The organism is Chitinophaga solisilvae, assembly GCF_009928525.1.
Taxonomy (GTDB): domain Bacteria; phylum Bacteroidota; class Bacteroidia; order Chitinophagales; family Chitinophagaceae; genus Chitinophaga; species Chitinophaga solisilvae.
This window is the reverse complement of record NZ_JAABOK010000002.1, coordinates 572,007-590,430: the sequence shown is the minus strand read 5'-3', so window position 1 is coordinate 590,430 and position 18,424 is coordinate 572,007. Positions and strand designations below refer to the sequence as shown.

Below are 18,424 nucleotides of genomic sequence, written 5' to 3'. Positions count from 1 at the left end.
TACAAAGCTGCTAACTTTTAAGGGCAAAGAAGGGCTTGATACCAAACATCCTGTAAAATACCCGGTTGAAATGGGAAGAATCTGTAAAACCAACGTAATGCGCACAGGCAGTGAGGGAATGCCCTTCTCTTGACAGCCGCACAGCCAGCAACATTTTCTTCCACAGCATATACTGATGCACGGAGATGCCCGTTTCCCCCTTGAACAGGTGGGAAAGCCTGCCTTCCGAGAGGCACACCGCTGCCGATAATTCCGCCAGTGGGATATTATCGCCTGTCAGCCGCGCATCTATCATTTCCATACAGTGAAGAATTCTGCTGTCCATACCGGGGGTATTGTTCATATCCGGCAACACCTGTTTTTCCTCCCGGTACAGCGGTATCAGGCCGGGAACATTCACCAGCACATCTTTCAGCGTGTCTAACTGGTACAGCTGTACGAAATATCTGCCTGCGGCCGACAACGGATCTAAAAATACCAGCTGACAGGTGGCGTTTAAACAACTGAAACGATGTGGCAGATTAGATGGGATGATTACATTCTCCAGCTGGTGATATTCCCCGTGCCGGGTGCTTATACTGAAAACGCCTGTGGCAGCATATACGATCTCTATAGCGTAATGGGCATGTCTGCGGGTTTCGTAATCACTTTCCGTGAATACGGCATATCCCTGACCGATATTGAATAGTTCTAAAGACATACTTCCTTGCCTGTATAACGGTAACGGTTATATTAAATACTATCGCTCTTCCAGCCAGCTCAGGAATGCTGCTGTTTTATCTTTCCCGATCAGCAGCTTTTCCGGCGTGGCCACCTGCAGGCGCACATGTAATTTCCTGGCAAAATAATGTTCCACTTCCTTTACAGCGGAGAAACTGATGAGGTACTGCCGGTTCAGCCGGAAGAACTGCCTGGCGGATAACTGCTGCTGTATCTGGTCCAGGGACTGGTTCAGGGAATACTCTTCCCCGCTGAGCGTCACTATCGCCGGAGAAGTATATTTGATATAGATAAAGGCTATCTGATCGGTGGGTACGGTCATGTACTTCTGGTTCTTAAACACCAGGAAACTCGTCTTCCCTTCATCTGCGCTGATCTTACGGATTACATCCTGCAGCCCGTTACCGGTATGCTGCTGAAAGAAGTTCTTAAAACTTTCCACTCTTTCGAAAGCATTTTTCAGATCATCTTCCGAAAATGGTTTCAGCAGATAATCCACACCATTGGCTTTGATAGCTTCCAGCGTATATTCCCCGTAGGCAGTACAGAAGATCACCGGGCAGGTAATGGTCACTGACTTAAAGATATCAAAACAAAGTCCGTCCGACAGCTGAATGTCCATAAATATCAGCTCCGGCATTTCCTGATGAGACAGGTAGTCAATTGCCGCTTCCACACTTTGCAGCTTAGCCAGTATACGGACGGATGGACGCAATTTCAGTATCAGGTTCTCCAGCGACCGGGCTGCTTTAATTTCATCCTCAATGATGATCGCGTTCATATATGATGGGTAATTTAATGGTAAACTTATCGGCAGTAACGTCAATAATAATTTCTTTATCCAGCAGATGCTGATAACGCTGGTTAATATTCTCCAATCCTATACCGGTAGAGGCTTCCGGCACCCGTTTCAGCTGTATGTTATTCTCCGTTACAATGTATCCTCCGGCTGTATAAAGATGTATATGCAATGGCTTATCCAGTGAAACAATATTGTGCTTGATACAATTCTCTATAAGCAGCTGCAGGGTAAACGGCGGTATCAGCGAGGCTGTCACCGTTTCATCCAGACGCACCGACAGATCTATACCATTTTCAAAACGGGCTTTCAGCAGATACATATAGGCATTCAGTATTTCCAGCTCTTCAGACAGCTGTATCAGCTGCTGCTTACGGCTTTCCAGCGTGAACCGGTAAAAATCAGATAGCTTCAGAATAAAATCAACCGCCTGTCTGTCGCCGCTTTCCACCATATATTTCAGCGTATTGAGGCTATTGAAAAGAAAGTGCGGATTCACCTGCTGTTTCAGCAGTTCGTATTGCGCCCACAGGCTTGCGTTGGTAGTACGTTCCAGCTCCAGGGATACCTGCTGGTTGAGATAACTCTGGTGCAGCAGGTGGATAAACATATAGAAGGTCAGGTTAATCAGGATACCTCTGACTTCAAACATCAGCATGACCGGCCCGAAATTCAGGTGAGATAAAAGATACTGCTGGATACAGGATAACAGGAACATCAGCACCAAACCTACCAGCAGGCCTTTCAGCAGCCGCCTGGTACCAAATCCTGCGCCGGTCTTTCCTGCCGTATAAGCCGGCAGGGCGTACAGGTTATAGTACCATATCAGCAGGGAAAAAAGCGAGGTAACACCTGCATCCACGAGCGCCTCATATAATACGAAGTGATGATCGGCTATTTTAGGTATGGCTGTTAAGATACCCAGGGAAACGGAGCTTAGCCATATGATCCGGTTGGATATGGTAAATGCCGGTTGCTGTTTTGTACTCATTCTTTTCTCATTACAATATTATGATGCGTCTTCCTGATGGCAGCGCTGTACAAATGTATGCACTGTGCCGTTAAACCACGTGATCCGGTTGCTGAAGCCGGCATAACAGACGCTGAAGCCGGCTATTCCGGACCTGAATCCGGCAGATGACTGCGCCGGCATATCCGGTGGTTACAATCAGCTAAAATCCGCCATGGCTGCTATTGTCCGGTTCAACCATCAAAATGCCGGCTTCATCTGATCCGTACTATGCTTTTGTACCGGTTTGGTTTCTCTTTGTACTGTATTAACGCTGAACACAGCATCACAAAATATCAAATTAATACATAAGCAAGATGAAAAATATACTGATGACAGGCGCACTGCTGATGATGATTTCGCTGGCTGGCAGCAGCTACGGACAATCGCTGCCACCTGTTACCTGGAGTTTCAGTGCGGAAAAAACAGCTGCCCGTGCAGCTACGCTGCTTATCAAAGCCACCATACAGGATGGCTGGCATATATATGCACTAAACAATCCTGCGAACAGCCCCGTGCGGATGGCTGTCAGCTTTCTCCGGCAGGCATCCTGGCGGCCCGAAGGCAAAGTAATACAGCCGGAGCCGCTCACCAGGTTTGAAAAACTCTTCGGACTAAATATCTCCTATTTCGAAAAGGAAGTGGTATTCCGGCAGCAGGTGACCTTAACACAGCCTGCTGCCACTGTAAGCGGTACGGTTGAATTTACGGCCTGCAGTGAGCAGCAATGTTTACCACCACAAACCATCTCATTTACTATTCACCTTAACAGATAACATTAAAACCTACCTATTATGAACAATAACATGCAGACAACTATCGTATTGGAAAAAGTATTGTATACAGCCAGAACCCGCACCACAGGCGGCAGGGAGGGAAGTTCCAGGAGTGACGACGGCAGACTGGACATTGCGCTTTCAACGCCGGGCGCTCAAGGCGCAGGTACTAATCCCGAACAGCTTTTCGCAGCCGGATGGTCGGCATGTTTCATCGGTGCGCTGGGACTGGCCGCCAGAAAACTGCAGACTGTTTTACCCAAAGACACCTATGTAGATGCAGCAGTAGACCTGGGTACCACGGACGGCGCCTATTTTCTGCAGGCACGCCTCGATATTTCCCTGCCGGGCACAGACCCGGAACTGGCACAGCAACTGGCCGCACTTGCGCATCAGACCTGTCCCTACTCCAAAGCTGTCAGCGGAAACATCAACATCTCCATCAACATCCTTTAAGCGTATTCATGAAAGGACAACCATGCTCATCAAACAATCTCCAATAATCAAATCACCACATAAAATGAAGCCGTTTAAAGAAATCGCCCTGTTCATAGGTCTGCCGTTGTTATTCATCGCTATGGCAGCATTCAGCCATATCAACCGGCAGCAGATGGTCAGCAGGATACAGCAGGATAGTACAACCCGGGGATTTGCCGTGGTGGAGCTCTTTACCTCGGAAGGATGCTGGAGCTGTCCGCCGGCAGATGCCCTCATTGAAAAGCTGCAGCGTGATAACAACAACAGGCAGTTGTACATCCTGGCTTTTCATGTGGACTACTGGGACCATCAGGGATGGAAAGACAGGTTCAGTAAATCAGCGTTTACAGACCGGCAAAAGCAGTATGCCGCCTGGTTGCGGCTCAGCACCATCTATACGCCGCAGGTAGTGATTAACGGGCAAACAGAGATGGTAGGTTCCGATGAAAGCAGTGTGCTGAGTGGCATCCGGTCTGCGCTGCAGGAGACATCTGCCAGTGGTTTAACTATCCGCGCCACCGTTACCGGCAAAGAGGCGGTTATCTCCTATACCGGTATAGCAGCCGATGCATCCGCACATATACTCGTAGCGCTGGTGCAGAAAAATGCCAGCTCACAGGTAGCGGCCGGAGAGAATGCCGGTAAACAGCTGACGCACGTACAGATTGTGAGGGCGCTGGAACAGCAGCCACTGCAGGCACAGGGCCAGGTATCTGCAGGACTCCCGCGTGATTTCCGCCCTGGTGCCTGGGAAGTGGTCGCCTTTGTACAGCAGTCTGCTACCGGCAAAATAACCCAGGCAGCCAAAGCGGATCTATGACCTGTTTATTCGCGCCCGGAAATTCCGGTTCCGGCAGCTAAAATGTCCGGTTCCCCGGTTTCAACTTCTTCTCCGGCCTGCGGGCATCTAATTTTGATGACAGATCAACACTGATAAAACATCTATCATGGAAGCAACTAAAAAATCTATCCGCATCAGACGCATCTATCTCGTGCTGGCCGCAGCAGTGGCGGTACTGGCAGGGTTGCAGTTCTTCACAGCCCCATTGGCCTCACGGCCTGTGACCGGCCATATCACCACTGCGCCGAAAGAAGTGATGGCTATCCTCGAACGCTCCTGCTACGATTGTCATTCCAACGAGCAGCAGTTAAGCTGGTTTGACCACCTGGCGCCCGCTTCCTGGCTGGTGAAGAAAGATATTGACAAAGCCCGCGAAGTATTGAACTTCTCCGAATGGGACAAAGTTTCACCGGCAGCCCATACCGGAAATATGTATGCCATACTGAATATGCTGCAGGCAGGAAAGATGCCGCTGCCGCCATATGCGCTGCTGCATCCGGGCGCAAAGGTATCTGCTGCAGAAATTGACATCATTAAAAAATATACTTTATCGCTGACCAGTAAAAGTAAGGAAGCTACTACCGCCAGCGAGCATCCTGCCGTGGCCGGGAGCATACCCGAAAAATTTCCGGTATCTCCCAACGGCGTAAAATATACCAATGCATTTATGCAATGGACCGTCATCAGTATGAGTACCCTTTTCGATAATTCCATCCGGGTGATATATGGTAATGACATTGCAGCGAAGGCAGTACGCGAAGAAAATTTTCATCCCTGGCCTGATGGCAGCGTTGTCGTAAAAGCCGTGTGGAAGCAGGAATTATCACCGGAAGGAGAAATAAGGCCCGGCGAATTTATTAATGCGCAGTTCATGGAAAAAAATGCGCAGCAATACAAAAGCACGGAAGGCTGGGGATTTGCCAAATTCAGCGGCCCCTCTCTTGAGCCTACCGGGAAAACCCCCATGTTTGCCGAGCAGTCATGTATCAGCTGTCACCGGCAGCTGGCGGAATCTACCGGCTACCTCTTTGACGTACCGCTGAAAATAAACCCTGATAGTATCATCGCTAAAATCCGTTAATCATGAAATACCTCTTCTGCTTACTACTGACAGGCATTACCATACTTACTTCCTGTACAGGGAAACGACCACAGGATGAACACGTCAGGGTAGTATTTGACGCCGGGAAGCTGAAATTCATCGCGTCATCGCTGCATCCCGGACAGGAAACCATATCTGCCTTATACGGCAATGAAGCGGCTTACCGGTTATTGTCTGCCGGCGATAAACAGGCCACAGGCGCAGAGATAAAGCTCGTAACATGGCGCTTTCATGATAATCCGCAATATACCGGCAGCAGGATCAACGGAGCATTACTACGCGTTGAAACCGTTCATACAGTCACACCGGATTCCATCACTTATCATCTCGAAGGAAATCCGCTACCAGACAAAGCTACAGCCGCAACAAGAATTCAATACATTCTGGGATACAAACCTGTTCAGTTTCCCGGTCAACAGATCTTTTCACATCATTAATGCATTAAAAATATACAGTCATGATAAAACGGAGCACATACAAAAGCATGATCGCAACTTTCCTTTTCAGCGTTCTTGCCATACCACAACTGTTTGCAGCGCAGGCACAGCCAGACTCTCTTTTCTACGATAATATTAAACAGGTAAAAGCAGGCGTGCTGAATATCGGCTATGCAGAAGCCGGGCCTGATGGTGGCCGGCCTGTTATTCTCCTGCACGGATGGCCTTATGATATTCACAGTTATGCCGGTGTGACGGCTATACTGGCAGCAAAGGGCTATCATGTCTTTGTTCCTTACCTGCGCGGGTATGGCACCACCACGTTTCTGTCGCCCGCCACAATGCGGAACGGGCAGCAGTCAGCACTGGCCGCCGATATCATTGCATTCATGGATGCGCTGAAAATAGATAGGGCCATCATCGGCGGATACGACTGGGGCGCACGCACAGCGGACATCATGGCCGCCTTATGGCCCGAACGTGTCAGCGCGCTGGTATCTGTCAGCGGTTACCTGATCGGCAGCCAGCAGGCTAATAAAGCGCCGCTGCCTCCCCGGGCCGAGCTGGCATGGTGGTACCAGTATTATTTCGCTACACCCCGCGGAGAAGCCGGCTACGCTGCCAATACCCGCGCCTTTGCAAAACTCATCTGGCAAACCGCCTCCCCGCAGTGGCATTTCACTGACAGCACCTTCAACCGCGCTGCCGCCGCTTTTGACAATCCGGATCATGTAGCGGTTGTAATACATAACTATCGCTGGAGACTCGGACTCGCCACCGGTGAAAAGCAATATGATGCCCTGGAAGAAAAACTGGCCCGCAGTCCGGTTATTACAGTGCCCACCGTTACACTCGAAGGAGACGCCAACGGCGCGCCTCATCCCGACCCGGCTGCCTATGCCACAAAATTCACCGGCAAATATGTACATCATACCATTACAGGAGGCATCGGGCATAACCTGCCGGAAGAGGCGCCACAGGCTTTTGCAGACGCTATTACAGAAGCAGGCAGCTTAGGCAGATAATCACCCATCTTAAAAATCAACAAAAAAAACTTATGAAAACGAACAAAACAAACATCATCTATTGGGCAGGAACAATATTTATGAGCCTTTGGTTTGGCGCCAGCGGTTTCTTTGAACTGACAAAAAACCCTGTCGTATGGGAGATCACGCAGCAGCTGGGCTATCCTCCGCACTTTATCTACCTGCTGGGAGTGTTTAAAATCGCAGGCATCATAACCCTGCTGATTCCCGGAAAGCTGCTCCGGTTAAAGGAATGGGTATTTGCCGGAATGTTCTTTGATATCATCTTTGCCTTCTTCTCCAAAATAAGTGTGCTGGGATTTCCCGCTACCGCAGATGCTATTGTTGCGTTTAGCGTATTATCGGTGACATATGTGATGTTCAGGAGGCTGTATCCGGTGAGTTATGCACCTCGTCTGATGCAACTGTAGTATAAAGAGATATCATCTGAAGTTGCTGTCTGAAAAGGTGGCTTCAGATGATATCGTCAATTTCATCCCGCTTTTCCTCCTGTTTATCCCACATTCCTTCTCCCCTGTCCCATTTCCGTTACAAACAATTCTCCTATCCCGATATTGCGGATCAAATAACCCTGTATATCATGAATTTATCAAAGTCCGTCTATGCGTTATTATTATCTGCTCTCCTCCTTATTCCCGGCGCCGTGCTTTCTGCACAAAGCCTCGGGAGCCGCATAGATAGCCTCATTCTGGCTACCTTCAAGGATAAAAATGGCCCCGGCGGCGTTTTCATGGTGGCGCAAAAAGGCAGGGTCATCTATCACAACGCCTTCGGTAAAGCTAATCTGGAGCTGGATGTGAACATGACGCCCGACAATGTATTCCAGATAGGTTCCATGACCAAGCAGTTTACTGCGGTAGCCATACTGATGCTGGAACAGCAGGGCAAATTAAAGGTACAGGACCCTGTTTCCAGGTTTATTCCGGATTATCCGGGGGGAGATAAAATAACGCTGCACCACCTGCTGACCCATACTTCCGGCATCAAAGATTTTACTGCCATGAAAACACTTGCAGATATTGCTCAGAAGGAAATGACGCCCGAAATGATGGTCAACTTTTTTAAAAATGAACCGGTTGATTTCGCACCGGGAGAAAAGTTTGCCTACAACAATTCGGGATACCTGCTGCTGGGATATATAATTGAACTGGTATCCGGGCAGACATACAGGGATTTTATTCAGCAGCATATCTTCGATAAGGCAGGTATGCAGCATTCCCGCTACGCCAGCGACCGGGAAGTGATCCGCAAAAGGGCATACGGGTATCATCTGAAATCATCCGGATATGTAAATAAAACCATTATCAATTTCAGTGTTCCGTTTGCATCCGGTGCGCTGATGTCTACCACGGACGATATGCTGAAATGGCAGCAGGCACTGAATCAGCATCTGTTACTTAATCCGGAGGAAACCGCCAAAGCCTTCCGGACCTACCAGCTGAACAACGGAGAAACTTTCACCTATGGGTATGGCTGGCATATAAAAACGCTGAACGGCACACCGGACAGGGAACACGGTGGCAGTGTATTCGGCTTCAAATCCATGGGAATATATATTCCTTCTGAAGATATTTATGTGGTGGGATTCAGTAATTGCGATTGTAACTCCCCTACTAAAGTCACTACTGATATTGCAGCGCTGGTATTAGCAACCTTGAAAAAAAGATAATCGGTACAAGGGTCTGTTATTGATGCCGGCCCTTTTCCATTTTTGCTTTTTGTTTCAGTTGTTTCTTTTTCAGACGCTTATATTTATTATAATGTTCACTATCTGAAACGACTCTCATCGTTATGGTACCATTATTACTTGTCCAGCCATAAAAGGGAATCGCTGCTTCAAATATTTTTCTTTTATCTGTATATCCGGTAATGATATTCAGTTGTTCGATAAATGCTGCAATAAGATTTGCTTCCCTGAAATTACCCTGCACTGACGGCGTCCAGTAGCGTTTGAAGGAGTAAACTGTACCGGTTCTGCTTTCCAGACAATAGGTTACGCCGTCGAATCCCCGGTGCCACTGGCGGATATACTTATCACTGGGTATGCTGTCTATCATCAGGGTGTCAATAAGATGGCAGATATGTTGTACCTGATTTTCTGTCAGGGGAAATGTTTGTACAAAACAATCATCTGTCAGTATTTTATCCCAGATTTCATCTGCCTTAAAAACAACCTTGCCTGTCTGCGTCCCTGAAATTTCTATACAACCACCGGGCAAAATAACACGGTAGAAATCCGTATTTCCTTTTGGGTGCAACAGTTCCAGTTGCTCAACATAGCGGAGATGGTAATTACTCCAGAAAATAGTATCGCTGTCGGCCGACAACCGGAATGCTGCAGTATCCTGTCCCTGAACATTTCCTGCCGCCCACAGTAAAACGGCTATCAGTAAGTATTTCATCAGATATAAGATTACAGCCTTAAAATTACTTATTTCTCTGCTGCACTTTTCTTTCAGCAGGGAATATCTCCGGCAAGATAAAAATTTCCTTTTGCGTAAATCAATTTCCCGATTGGCATAACCGTGCCCGTTGGTTGCAGCTACTTTTGCAGCTGCTAATGCGATACTAAGTATTTCTCACCGGGAATAAGGAGGATTTAAGTTTGAACAGAAGAATATACCTGTCTGTAGTGTGTTTATTGTTATCATTTATTGCCAACGCTCAACAGGACCCAACTATTTTACGCGGCCGGGTAATAGACGAATCCCGCAAACCTATTGTATTTGCTTCCGTATGGCTGGAAGAGCTGGAACTTGCTGCCTGGACGGATACAGCAGGATATTTTGTTTTCCGCGCCAACCTGGAAAAAGCTACCCCGCTTTCCCTGAGAATATCATTTGTGGGTAAGAAAACAATTAACAGGAAGGTGACACCTGCCACTTTTGTGAACGGACAAGTGTTCCAGATGCAGGACCTCAGTCTTAGCCTGGATGATGTGGAAGTCAGCGCACGCCGCCTGCAGGCATCCTCCAATTCTTCCATCATATTCGGACGTGAAGCTATTGAACAGCTGCAGGCTTTCAGTCTGGCAGAGATACTGAATCAGCTGCCGGGTAAAACCGCTACGCCGCCTATGCTACAGAATCCGCAGCAGATCACGCTGCGTACCCAGGCCGACGGCAACTACGCCCTCGCCAACTCGCTGGGCACTGCTATTTATATTGACGGTATCCGGCAGTCCAATGATGCCAACATGCAGAACCGCAGCCTCTCCGCCAGGGGCATGTCCGGCTCTGTCCTTGGCAGCCGCTCCGATGGCGCTTTCGACGTGCCTTTCGGCGGCCTCGACCTCCGCGATATTCCCGTAGACAACATCGAAAGCGTGGAAGTAGTCACCGGCGTAGCTTCCGCGCAATACGGAGAACTGACAGACGGCGCCATCATCATTAACCGCCAGGCAGGTAAAACACCGTATCAGCTTAATACCCGCATCAATGGCGGGTCTACAGATGTATCACTATCTAAGGGCTTTAAACTTAACAACCGCCTCGGCGCACTCAATATCAGCCTGGGATATCTCCGCAGCAACAAAGACCCCCGCGATAAAATCAAGAGCTTCGACCGCGTATCGCTGGGCATGATGTGGACTACCTACCTTTTCAAAGGCGTTAAAAACACCTTCTCGTTCGACTACAACACCCGCCTGGATGACGTAAAACAGGATCCCGATGACGACACGGAGAAAATGACCTATGCCAAAGGACGCAACCTGAGCATCACCAATCGTATATCCATAGACGTTAAGTCGCCTTTTCTCAGGAACATTTCCCTGAATGCAGGCTTCAGCACCGGCTACCAGGATACCTACAGCCAGTGGCTACTGAATGGTATGCCTAAAGGGCTGGCAGACAAAGACACGACTGGCATCTATGAAGGCCGCTTCATTCCCGGTAACTACCTGGCAGAAGAAAGAATCATCGGTAAACCCATTACCTTCGACGGCAATCTGAAAATGACTGCCAGCTACCGTACCGGCAGCATCGTACACGGATTAAACTATGGTATGTCCATGTCCGTTTCTGCCAACAACGGCGAAGGCATTGTTTTGCAACCGGACAAGCCGAGATGGGTAGGCACCGGCAATCAGAACGTACGCCCCTATAACTTTGATAAACTGGTTCCCGCGCTCGTGAGCTACGGTTTCTATGCACAGGATAATTTCACTATGAAGGTTGCCGGCAAACGCCTGGTCACCGGTATCGGGCTGCGATACGACCTGCAGAACGGGTGGGGCAGTATTCAGCCGCGTATTAATACCCGCTATATCCTGGATAAACACTGGGAAGTTACCCTCGCCTACGGCGTGGCGTCCAAATCGCCCACGCTGGCGCACCGGTACCCCGCACCGGCATGGCTCGATATTCCACTGCTCTCCGTATACACCGGCTACGAAAACAGCAGCCTGTTTCTCGTGTATACCCATAAGCAGGAAACTGATAACAGCCGCCTGAAACCATCCAAATCCTCGCAGGTGGAGCTGGGCGTTAAATACAACAACAGATTCCTGAACTCTTCCCTGTTCCTGTACAGCAAACGCAACATGAACGGATTCAACAGTTACAGCGAATTCCTGCCGCTCACCTTACCGGAATACGGTTACAACTATACGCCGGGACAGAAGCCCTCCTATTTCCCTACCGGAAATTACATCCTGTATGCCGACGTTAAACGCTTTGTGGTAACCAACGGCCTCAGAACAGAAAACTACGGCGCCGAATGGATACTGTCTACCCGCAAGATACCGGAGATCAACACCTCCTTTACGCTCAGCACCGCTTTCTCCCTCAGCAAATACTACAATAGCAATGACCGGCGGATGTATATGATGGATACTGCAAAGATCCCTAAAACAGGAAAAGCGCTGTTCGGCGTATACAGCAGGGAGGAAAGACAAAACTGGTCACTCGTATCACGCATCTCCAGCGATACGCATATACCTGCGCTGGGATTTGTGGTAAGCCTTGCTGCTGACATCTTCTGGGCCAACGAAAGAAAAGTGCTGGGGAGAGGATACCGCCCGACAGGTTATCTCGACCGGATGTTCAGGTATCATGAAATCATCAGCTTTGATCCGCAAAATCCTGATTACGGCTACCTGCCGCCGGACCCGGATGCCAAAGAAGTCAATGAAGACGGCGTCATTATTACGGAGAGCATGAACAGCGGACAGCCATTGATTTACGCCATCATGAGCATGCGTATCGCGAAAGAGATAAAAAAGAAAATACGGATCTCCATCAGCGCCTATAATGTGCTGAATAAACGCCCGTCAAAATTCAACGAAAAAACACAGAAAACGGATATCTACGGTTCGCCGCTGAGCGTGACCGCCGGCATTTCCCTGAAGTTCTGATTATTTGAAAATATTAAATCAACAGATATGAAAAGATTACTAGCCGCACTTTCAGGGCTTACCCTGCTGGTGGCATCCTGCTCCAAAGATAAAACCGGAGGCGAACTGACCGCCCGCCCTGTAGCGCTGACCGTGACTGCTGAATACAGTGCAGCCACCGGCATTACCGGTCTTCCGAAAGAAGGCGTGACGGTAAAAATCGTCAACCTCTCCAACGGGCAGACCAACCAAACCACTACCAACGCCAGCGGCGCGGCTGTATTCAGCAGTATTACGCCCGGTAAATATACCATTACCGCTACCGTAACTATTCCGGCAGCGCTCTACTCATCACTGAGCCAGACAAAAGTAGAAACGGATGTGGTCTTCAACGGTAACCTCACAGCCGTGAACATTACAGAAGAAAACAACAACCTGAAGACAGAACTGACCGCCGGCAGATTAGGCAACTGGGTTATCAAGCAGATATATTACGCCGGCTCCAATACCAGCAGAGGCGCAGCTTTCAGGGATCAGTTCCTGGAAATCTACAATAACTCCAACGAAGTAATGTATGCCGACAGTTTGTATATAGGCCAGGTACACGGCGTGAATAACGTTTCCAACAACGCCTCCAAGCCAGGGTATCTTCCTACTAATCAATATGACTGGAGCGTGGCTTTTGGTATGAAGGATAAAACCAACGCCAATACCGGTTACGTATACCTCAAATCCATGTTCATGGTGCCGGGCACCGGAAAGGAGCATCCCGTAAAGCCCGGTGAAAGCATTGTATTTGCACAGACCGGCTTAAACCATGCCGCACCGTATGTAATGGCCGACGGCGTAGTACAGGGTATTACGGATCCTTCTCTCACCATTGACCTGAGCAGATCTGATTTTGAATGCTACCTCGTGGATTATGACAGGATGAGATCTCTGGCCGCCGGTAAGCCTTTCAGCGCCTACAAATGGGACATTGACAATCCTGCAGTGCCGAATATAAAGGTGGTATTCCACTTACAGGGTAATGACTTTGTACTGGACAACAGAGGGTATGATGCGCTGGTACTTTTCCAACCGCAGGGCGAGAACCCGGCACAGTGGCCTGCCTACCAGATTCCGACGATACAGTCACAGGGTGATGTATACAGCAGCTGCCCGCAGGTACCGCTTAAACATATTATTGATGCAATAGAACTGCAACACCTGAACACCGTATCCAGAGTGCCTAAACGCCTGCCTAACAGCCTGGATGCTGGTCCGGTTAACGTTACCAGCGGCGCTTATACCGGCGAATCGCTGGTGCGTAAAACAGTGCGCGTCACTGGTGGCCGCAGGGTATTACAGGATACCAACAACTCCGCCAATGATTTCGTCACTAAAGCAAAGGCGGATCCGTCAAAATCTGCTACATCCTTTATCAACTGATATGAAACGCATCCTCATCACCTGCTGCTGCCTGTTCCTGGCCACAGCGCTACAGGCGCAGCAGAAGGGCGTGTCTGACAGTCTTTATATGTATGCGCAGCAGCAGCATGAAATGCGTATGATACATGGCAGCGCCACTCAGCTGTCTACACTCACGCTGCAAAGCACGGGCATGGCCACGCTGGGATTTTCGTATACAGGTGGCCGTTACCGCCTGGCACAGGAAGCGGAAAAAACGCGTCTGGCCAGTTTCTATACCGAAGGCACCGCCAGGCTGGGCCGGTTCAATATCGCCGGTACTTTCAGCTTTCACCGGCAATGGGACGACAGCCTGGCGTATACCCTGAAAGGAGAAGACGACGGCTTCTCTCCCTATTACTATTTTGTAAAACGGAAAGGCGCGTACACCCGGCAGCAGTATTATATGCATACGATATTATCTTACCAGCTGCTGAAAGAAAAACTGTTTATCTCCACCGGCATCGATTACAATTATCACTGGACCACCCGCTCCGTTGATCCCCGCCCCGATGTGAACAGCTTCCGGCTGGTACTCAACCCTGAAATTACCTGGCGCCTGAAGCGGCATACACTGGGAGCCGGCATCATATGGGGTTACGGACAGGAGAAGACAGGCATCGTTTACAAAAATAAAATGATGCAGAATAATAATAAAGATTCTTCCTGGGTGGTATTTCTGAACAGCGGCTATGGCAGCTTTCATAATATGCGGCAGCAATGGAACCGGGACAGAAAATATCACGGCTTCAACGCCAGCTACGCCGGCGCCTGGAGCAACTGGCAGCTGCGGGCAACAGCCGTCTGGAACTACCTCGAAGAAAAAAATACCATTAACCTGAATGCCAATAATGAACAGGATTACCAGCCTTTCAGCAACTGGTTCAAAAGCAACTGGCGGGCAGACCTGCTGTTACAGCAGCAGACGGCAGCGCGGCGGCAGCAGTTTAGACTGAGCTGGCAGGCAATCCGTGGGAAAGATGAGGATCTGTATATCACCTTTCGCAGCAACTACCTCTACAGGCAGCAATATATAGATGCCGGCTGGTTGTTACTGCAGCATCCGCAGCAACGCCTGAGCATAGAATGGGGCGCACGCCTGATATACAACGACCGCCGGCAGACAGATGCCTTTGCAGCGCATACGCTGCACTACCGGCAGCTGCAGCCTGGTATCAGTGGCACGGTATACCTTACGCCGGACAAGCGCAACCGCTTTCATGCCAGTATCAGCCCGTCGGTACGCATTCCCCTGCAAACGGATTTTACCGCACCGGACACCCAGGAAAATATTTTCACCAATGGCGTTGCCTACCCCGATTATCATTACTGGTCTGCCACCACGCTTTCCACTTCCCTGGAGGCCGGATGGATTTCCGGTGCTATCTTCCGGGAAATGAAATTCGGTATAACGGCCAGGGCTACACTGGATAATAAGCTGGCTATGCCGGCAGTGAAAACCAGCGCCTATTTTATACCCGGCGGCCATCGTGTCAATGCCGGGCTTTCTGTGAATTTGTATTTTTAATAGCAAGATGATAAGGATAGCTGGAATATTAAGTATAGTCGTCACCGTGATGCTGATGTCTGCATTGACCATCCCGGAACATGCACAGGTAAATGCGGCCGACAGCCTGAGAATATTATACGCGCGGCCAGCCGCAGCATGGCCTGCACCGGTCATAGACAGCGGCGTGCAGTGGCAGGAGCTGGCAGCCCTCCCTGCAGATACTGCCAGCGTTAACGCCTGGGCCAGCGACCCGAAAGTGCAGCTGGGCAAACTACTGTTCTTTGATCCGCGGCTGTCATCTTCCAACCAGATTTCCTGCAGCAGCTGCCATGACCCCGACCTCGCCTGGGGCGATGGCCGCAAAGTATCCCTGGGCACCGATCACCTGCAGGGCACCCGCAATACCCCTTCCCTGCTGAATGTATGGATGCAGCGCAATCTCTTCTGGGATGGCCGTGTAGACGGACTCGAAAGCCAGGCTATCAATCCTATTGCCACCCATCATGAAATGAATATGGAACCGCCGCTGCTGCCGGCTAAAATAGCAGCCATCCCCGGCTATCGGCCTCTCTTCCGGAACGCCTTCGGCGAAGAACGTATTACGCTGGACAGAATCACCACTGCCATCGCCGCCTTTGAACGCACCATCCGCAGCCGCGACAGCCGCTTCGATGAATTCATGAAAGGCAGATACCATAAAATGTCCGACCTGGAAATAAAAGGACTGCACCTGTTCCGCACCAAAGCCCGCTGCATGAACTGCCACAACGGGCAATACCTCACCGACGGCGCCTTTCACAATATCGGACTCACCTACTACGGACGTAAATACCAGGACCTCGGCCTGTATAATATCAGCCGGGATACCGCCGATGTTGGTCGCTTCCGCACCCCCTCCCTCCGCGATGTGATGCTCACCCGCCCCTGGATGCATAACGGCCTTTTTGATGATATGGAAGGCATACTGAACATCTACAACAGCGGCATGCCCATGAAACCCAAACCCGGACAGGAAAATGACGCACTCTTTCCCCGGACTGACAAGCTGATAAAGCCACTGGGACTGACAAAAGAAGATAAGGAAGCCCTCATGGCATTTCTGCAGGCCCTCACGGGCAAACCTTACAAAATGCCGCGGCCGGAAACATTACCACAATAGTTATATTATATTTGTAATAACCTGTATAAACTGAAAATAAATGAAACGCATCCTCTTTTTACTGCTCCTGATAAGCGGCATCGCCGCCAAAGCCCAGCCTCCCAAAGGAACTGCTGCCAAAGGAACCGTTTACGGCGCCGGCGCCAATGCCAACGGCGCAATAGAAGCCGTACAACTCCCCACCCTGCTGAAAAGCGATACCGCTAAAATGCAGGTTAAAGTAAAAGCCAAAGTACTGGACGTATGCCCTAAAAAAGGCTGCTGGATGAAACTCCAGGTAAACGATAGCACCACCGCATTTGTAAAAATGAAAAACTACGGCTTCTTCGTACCACTGGATATCAAAGGGAAAACCATTGTTCTGGACGGACTGGCCTATAACCACATTACCTCTGTAGCTGAACTGCAGCATTATGCAGAAGATGCCAAAAAATCACCCGAAGAAATAAATGCCATCACCCAACCCAAAAAGGAAATACGCTTTACCGCGGATGGTATTGTAGTGGTGGAATAATACGCTATGCTTTAATTACGAATTACGAATTGCGAATTACGAATGAGGAGCGGAGATATAAGCGGATCAGTAAATTCTAAATCCGCTTATATCTCCGCTCCTCATTCGTAATTCGCAATTCGTAATTAAAAAATTAATCTGTCTTAATAAAATGTGCTTCCGCAAAATTATCCACCTCATACCCATATTTGTCCATGTTCTTCTTTTTATTTCCATGGTAGCTTTGTGCAACAAAAATAAAAAGATCGGATATGAATATTTATCAACCGGAGAAAAATCGCTACCACAGCAGGAATACCAATTACGTATATGCGTTGGCGGGAAATGCTGACAAATCAACTACTTACTTTCCTTTGTTATCCTTTATCACACAACGGTTTAAAGTTATCATTCTTTTGCTGGCAGGCATTTTATTTACAGCCTTCCTGTATGCGCAACCTAAGCGGCAGCTGCAATGGATAGGCGGGCCTACGTATGTATTGCAGCTGGGTAGTTTTAAAGTACTGACGGATCCTATGCTGAGTCCGCAGAGTGATACCGCTTTCATTATTAAGAAGCATCCGGGTACGGGTGCGCTGAACGCCTGGATAAAACGGTATATAGCGCCGGCAGCATTTGATACGGCGCATACGGATGTATTGCTGATAAGTCACCCGCATGCAGATCATTTTGACCGGGAGGCGGCGGCCTTTCTCAGCAAGGACTTACCGGTAATTGTGCCGCCCGCAGGCGTAGCTACCGTACAGGCCCGCGGTTTCAGGCAGGTGAAAGGGTTGAAGCAGCAGGACACTATTACCCTGAAAAAAGGAGCAGAAACCCTGCAGATCATCGCTGTATATGCCATGCATGCAGAGGAAGAGCCGTTGAAAACCGAGCTGGGAGAAGTCAATGGCTATATCATCACGCATCGCTACAGGAACAATGTATACAGGATATACTGGACCGGCGATACCGTATGGTTTGATGATATACAACAGTATGCGCGCTTCGGAAAGCCGGATCTGCTCATACCTGATATGGGAGCAGTAGGAACAGATGGTACACTGGGAAGAAGAGGGCTGAATGCGGAAGACTGCCTGAAGATCATCGAAGCCCTGCATCCGGCGAAGATTATACCGGTACATCACTCCACCTTTTCCCTGTATGTGGAGCCTGTTTCACACTTACAGCAGCTGCTGGATAAAACGCCGTATAGCCGTCAACTGCAGGTAATCCCCGCAGGAGCTACCGTAAAATTATAAATGCTCAGA

18 protein-coding genes are annotated in these 18,424 nt (G+C 49.3%); 14 read left to right on the top strand and 4 right to left on the bottom strand.

What is annotated here, in order from left to right; genetic code table 11:
- Nucleotides 1-10: 10 nt before the first annotated feature.
- The 3 genes from GWG06_RS05170 to GWG06_RS05160 are packed head-to-tail and all read right to left on the bottom strand — an operon-like array spanning nt 11 to nt 2,510.
- Entirely contained in the window at nt 11-700 is a 690-nt protein-coding gene (locus tag GWG06_RS05170) for an AraC family transcriptional regulator (RefSeq protein WP_160711770.1), read from the bottom strand.
- Between the two features lie 39 nt (nt 701-739).
- Nucleotides 740-1,501 carry a LytR/AlgR family response regulator transcription factor gene (locus GWG06_RS05165; RefSeq protein ID WP_160711768.1) on the bottom strand — a complete coding sequence of 254 codons (762 nt, stop codon included), beginning with the start codon at nt 1,499-1,501 and terminating at the stop codon, nt 740-742.
- Nucleotides 1,482-2,510, bottom strand: coding sequence for a sensor histidine kinase (locus GWG06_RS05160; protein WP_127034228.1), 1,029 nt, complete (start codon nt 2,508-2,510; stop codon nt 1,482-1,484). Before GWG06_RS05160 ends, GWG06_RS05165 begins: the two co-directional genes overlap by 20 nt.
- 335 nt (nt 2,511-2,845) lie before the next feature.
- On the opposite strand from GWG06_RS05160, the gene GWG06_RS05155 reads away from it, so the two are divergent.
- The 8 genes from GWG06_RS05155 to GWG06_RS05120 all read left to right on the top strand — a co-directional run bounded on the left by GWG06_RS05155 (nt 2,846) and on the right by GWG06_RS05120 (nt 8,876).
- Nucleotides 2,846-3,304: a protein-disulfide reductase DsbD domain-containing protein gene (locus GWG06_RS05155; RefSeq protein WP_160711766.1), complete on the top strand. Its 459-nt coding sequence runs from the start codon at nt 2,846-2,848 to the stop codon at nt 3,302-3,304.
- 18 nt (nt 3,305-3,322) lie between these two features.
- Nucleotides 3,323-3,760 (top strand): organic hydroperoxide resistance protein, encoded by a 438-nt coding sequence (locus GWG06_RS05150; protein WP_235938148.1) that lies wholly within the window; start codon nt 3,323-3,325, stop codon nt 3,758-3,760.
- A gap of 64 nt (nt 3,761-3,824) precedes the next feature.
- The gene (locus tag GWG06_RS05145) at nt 3,825-4,601 is read left to right on the top strand and encodes a DUF1223 domain-containing protein (RefSeq protein ID WP_160711764.1); all 777 of its coding nucleotides are present in this window, start codon (nt 3,825-3,827) and stop codon (nt 4,599-4,601) included.
- 127 nt (nt 4,602-4,728) lie between these two features.
- Nucleotides 4,729-5,703, top strand: coding sequence for a heme-binding domain-containing protein (locus tag GWG06_RS05140; RefSeq protein ID WP_160711762.1), 975 nt, complete (start codon nt 4,729-4,731; stop codon nt 5,701-5,703).
- 2 nt (nt 5,704-5,705) lie between these two features.
- On the top strand, nt 5,706-6,161 hold the full coding sequence (locus tag GWG06_RS05135) for a hypothetical protein (protein ID WP_160711760.1): 456 nt from the start codon (nt 5,706-5,708) through the stop codon (nt 6,159-6,161).
- 20 nt (nt 6,162-6,181) lie between these two features.
- Nucleotides 6,182-7,186, top strand: coding sequence for an alpha/beta fold hydrolase (locus tag GWG06_RS05130; protein ID WP_160711758.1), 1,005 nt, complete (start codon nt 6,182-6,184; stop codon nt 7,184-7,186).
- Nucleotides 7,187-7,218: 32 nt separating this feature from the next.
- Entirely contained in the window at nt 7,219-7,617 is a 399-nt protein-coding gene (locus GWG06_RS05125) for a DoxX family protein (RefSeq protein WP_160711756.1), read from the top strand.
- Between the two features lie 170 nt (nt 7,618-7,787).
- Nucleotides 7,788-8,876, top strand: a complete 1,089-nt coding sequence (locus GWG06_RS05120) for a serine hydrolase domain-containing protein (RefSeq protein WP_160711754.1) — start codon at nt 7,788-7,790, stop codon at nt 8,874-8,876.
- Nucleotides 8,877-8,892: 16 nt separating this feature from the next.
- On the opposite strand, the gene GWG06_RS05115 is transcribed toward GWG06_RS05120, so the two are convergent.
- Nucleotides 8,893-9,609: a hypothetical protein gene (locus GWG06_RS05115; protein ID WP_160711752.1), complete on the bottom strand. Its 717-nt coding sequence runs from the start codon at nt 9,607-9,609 to the stop codon at nt 8,893-8,895.
- A 203-nt stretch (nt 9,610-9,812) separates the two neighbouring features.
- Here GWG06_RS05115 and GWG06_RS05110 point away from each other — a divergent pair, with 203 nt between their 5' ends.
- From GWG06_RS05110 to GWG06_RS05085, 6 genes are all read left to right on the top strand, one after another.
- The gene (locus GWG06_RS05110; protein ID WP_160711750.1) at nt 9,813-12,563 is read left to right on the top strand and encodes a TonB-dependent receptor; all 2,751 of its coding nucleotides are present in this window, start codon (nt 9,813-9,815) and stop codon (nt 12,561-12,563) included.
- A 27-nt stretch (nt 12,564-12,590) separates the two neighbouring features.
- The gene (locus tag GWG06_RS05105; protein ID WP_127034208.1) at nt 12,591-13,973 is read left to right on the top strand and encodes a DUF4876 domain-containing protein; all 1,383 of its coding nucleotides are present in this window, start codon (nt 12,591-12,593) and stop codon (nt 13,971-13,973) included.
- Nucleotide 13,974: 1 nt separating this feature from the next.
- Nucleotides 13,975-15,519, top strand: coding sequence for a DUF6850 family outer membrane beta-barrel protein (locus GWG06_RS05100; protein WP_160711748.1), 1,545 nt, complete (start codon nt 13,975-13,977; stop codon nt 15,517-15,519).
- Nucleotides 15,520-15,526: 7 nt separating this feature from the next.
- Entirely contained in the window at nt 15,527-16,660 is a 1,134-nt protein-coding gene (locus tag GWG06_RS05095; RefSeq protein WP_160711746.1) for a cytochrome-c peroxidase, read from the top strand.
- Nucleotides 16,661-16,700: 40 nt separating this feature from the next.
- A complete protein-coding gene (locus GWG06_RS05090; protein WP_127034203.1) occupies nt 16,701-17,174 on the top strand; it encodes a DUF4920 domain-containing protein in 474 nt (157 codons plus the stop codon).
- Nucleotides 17,175-17,425: 251 nt separating this feature from the next.
- Nucleotides 17,426-18,415 carry an MBL fold metallo-hydrolase gene (locus GWG06_RS05085; RefSeq protein ID WP_160711744.1) on the top strand — a complete coding sequence of 330 codons (990 nt, stop codon included), beginning with the start codon at nt 17,426-17,428 and terminating at the stop codon, nt 18,413-18,415.
- Nucleotides 18,416-18,424: the final 9 nt, after the last annotated feature.

Bases quoted from the DNA above. Each gene is read 5' to 3' on its own strand.
- GWG06_RS05150 (WP_235938148.1), top strand. From the start codon at position 3,323: ATGAACAATAACATGCAGACAACTATCGTATTGGAAAAAGTATTGTAT.
- GWG06_RS05120 (WP_160711754.1), top strand. From the start codon at position 7,788: ATGAATTTATCAAAGTCCGTCTATGCGTTATTATTATCTGCTCTCCTC.
- GWG06_RS05165 (WP_160711768.1), bottom strand. From the start codon at position 1,501: ATGAACGCGATCATCATTGAGGATGAAATTAAAGCAGCCCGGTCGCTG.
- GWG06_RS05105 (WP_127034208.1), top strand. From the start codon at position 12,591: ATGAAAAGATTACTAGCCGCACTTTCAGGGCTTACCCTGCTGGTGGCA.
- GWG06_RS05100 (WP_160711748.1), top strand. From the start codon at position 13,975: ATGAAACGCATCCTCATCACCTGCTGCTGCCTGTTCCTGGCCACAGCG.
- GWG06_RS05155 (WP_160711766.1), top strand. From the start codon at position 2,846: ATGAAAAATATACTGATGACAGGCGCACTGCTGATGATGATTTCGCTG.
- GWG06_RS05095 (WP_160711746.1), top strand. From the start codon at position 15,527: ATGATAAGGATAGCTGGAATATTAAGTATAGTCGTCACCGTGATGCTG.
- GWG06_RS05160 (WP_127034228.1), bottom strand. From the start codon at position 2,510: ATGAGTACAAAACAGCAACCGGCATTTACCATATCCAACCGGATCATA.
- GWG06_RS05115 (WP_160711752.1), bottom strand. From the start codon at position 9,609: ATGAAATACTTACTGATAGCCGTTTTACTGTGGGCGGCAGGAAATGTT.
- GWG06_RS05170 (WP_160711770.1), bottom strand. From the start codon at position 700: ATGTCTTTAGAACTATTCAATATCGGTCAGGGATATGCCGTATTCACG.
- GWG06_RS05125 (WP_160711756.1), top strand. From the start codon at position 7,219: ATGAAAACGAACAAAACAAACATCATCTATTGGGCAGGAACAATATTT.
- GWG06_RS05085 (WP_160711744.1), top strand. From the start codon at position 17,426: ATGAATATTTATCAACCGGAGAAAAATCGCTACCACAGCAGGAATACC.
- GWG06_RS05130 (WP_160711758.1), top strand. From the start codon at position 6,182: ATGATAAAACGGAGCACATACAAAAGCATGATCGCAACTTTCCTTTTC.
- GWG06_RS05090 (WP_127034203.1), top strand. From the start codon at position 16,701: ATGAAACGCATCCTCTTTTTACTGCTCCTGATAAGCGGCATCGCCGCC.
- GWG06_RS05140 (WP_160711762.1), top strand. From the start codon at position 4,729: ATGGAAGCAACTAAAAAATCTATCCGCATCAGACGCATCTATCTCGTG.
- GWG06_RS05145 (WP_160711764.1), top strand. From the start codon at position 3,825: ATGAAGCCGTTTAAAGAAATCGCCCTGTTCATAGGTCTGCCGTTGTTA.
- GWG06_RS05135 (WP_160711760.1), top strand. From the start codon at position 5,706: ATGAAATACCTCTTCTGCTTACTACTGACAGGCATTACCATACTTACT.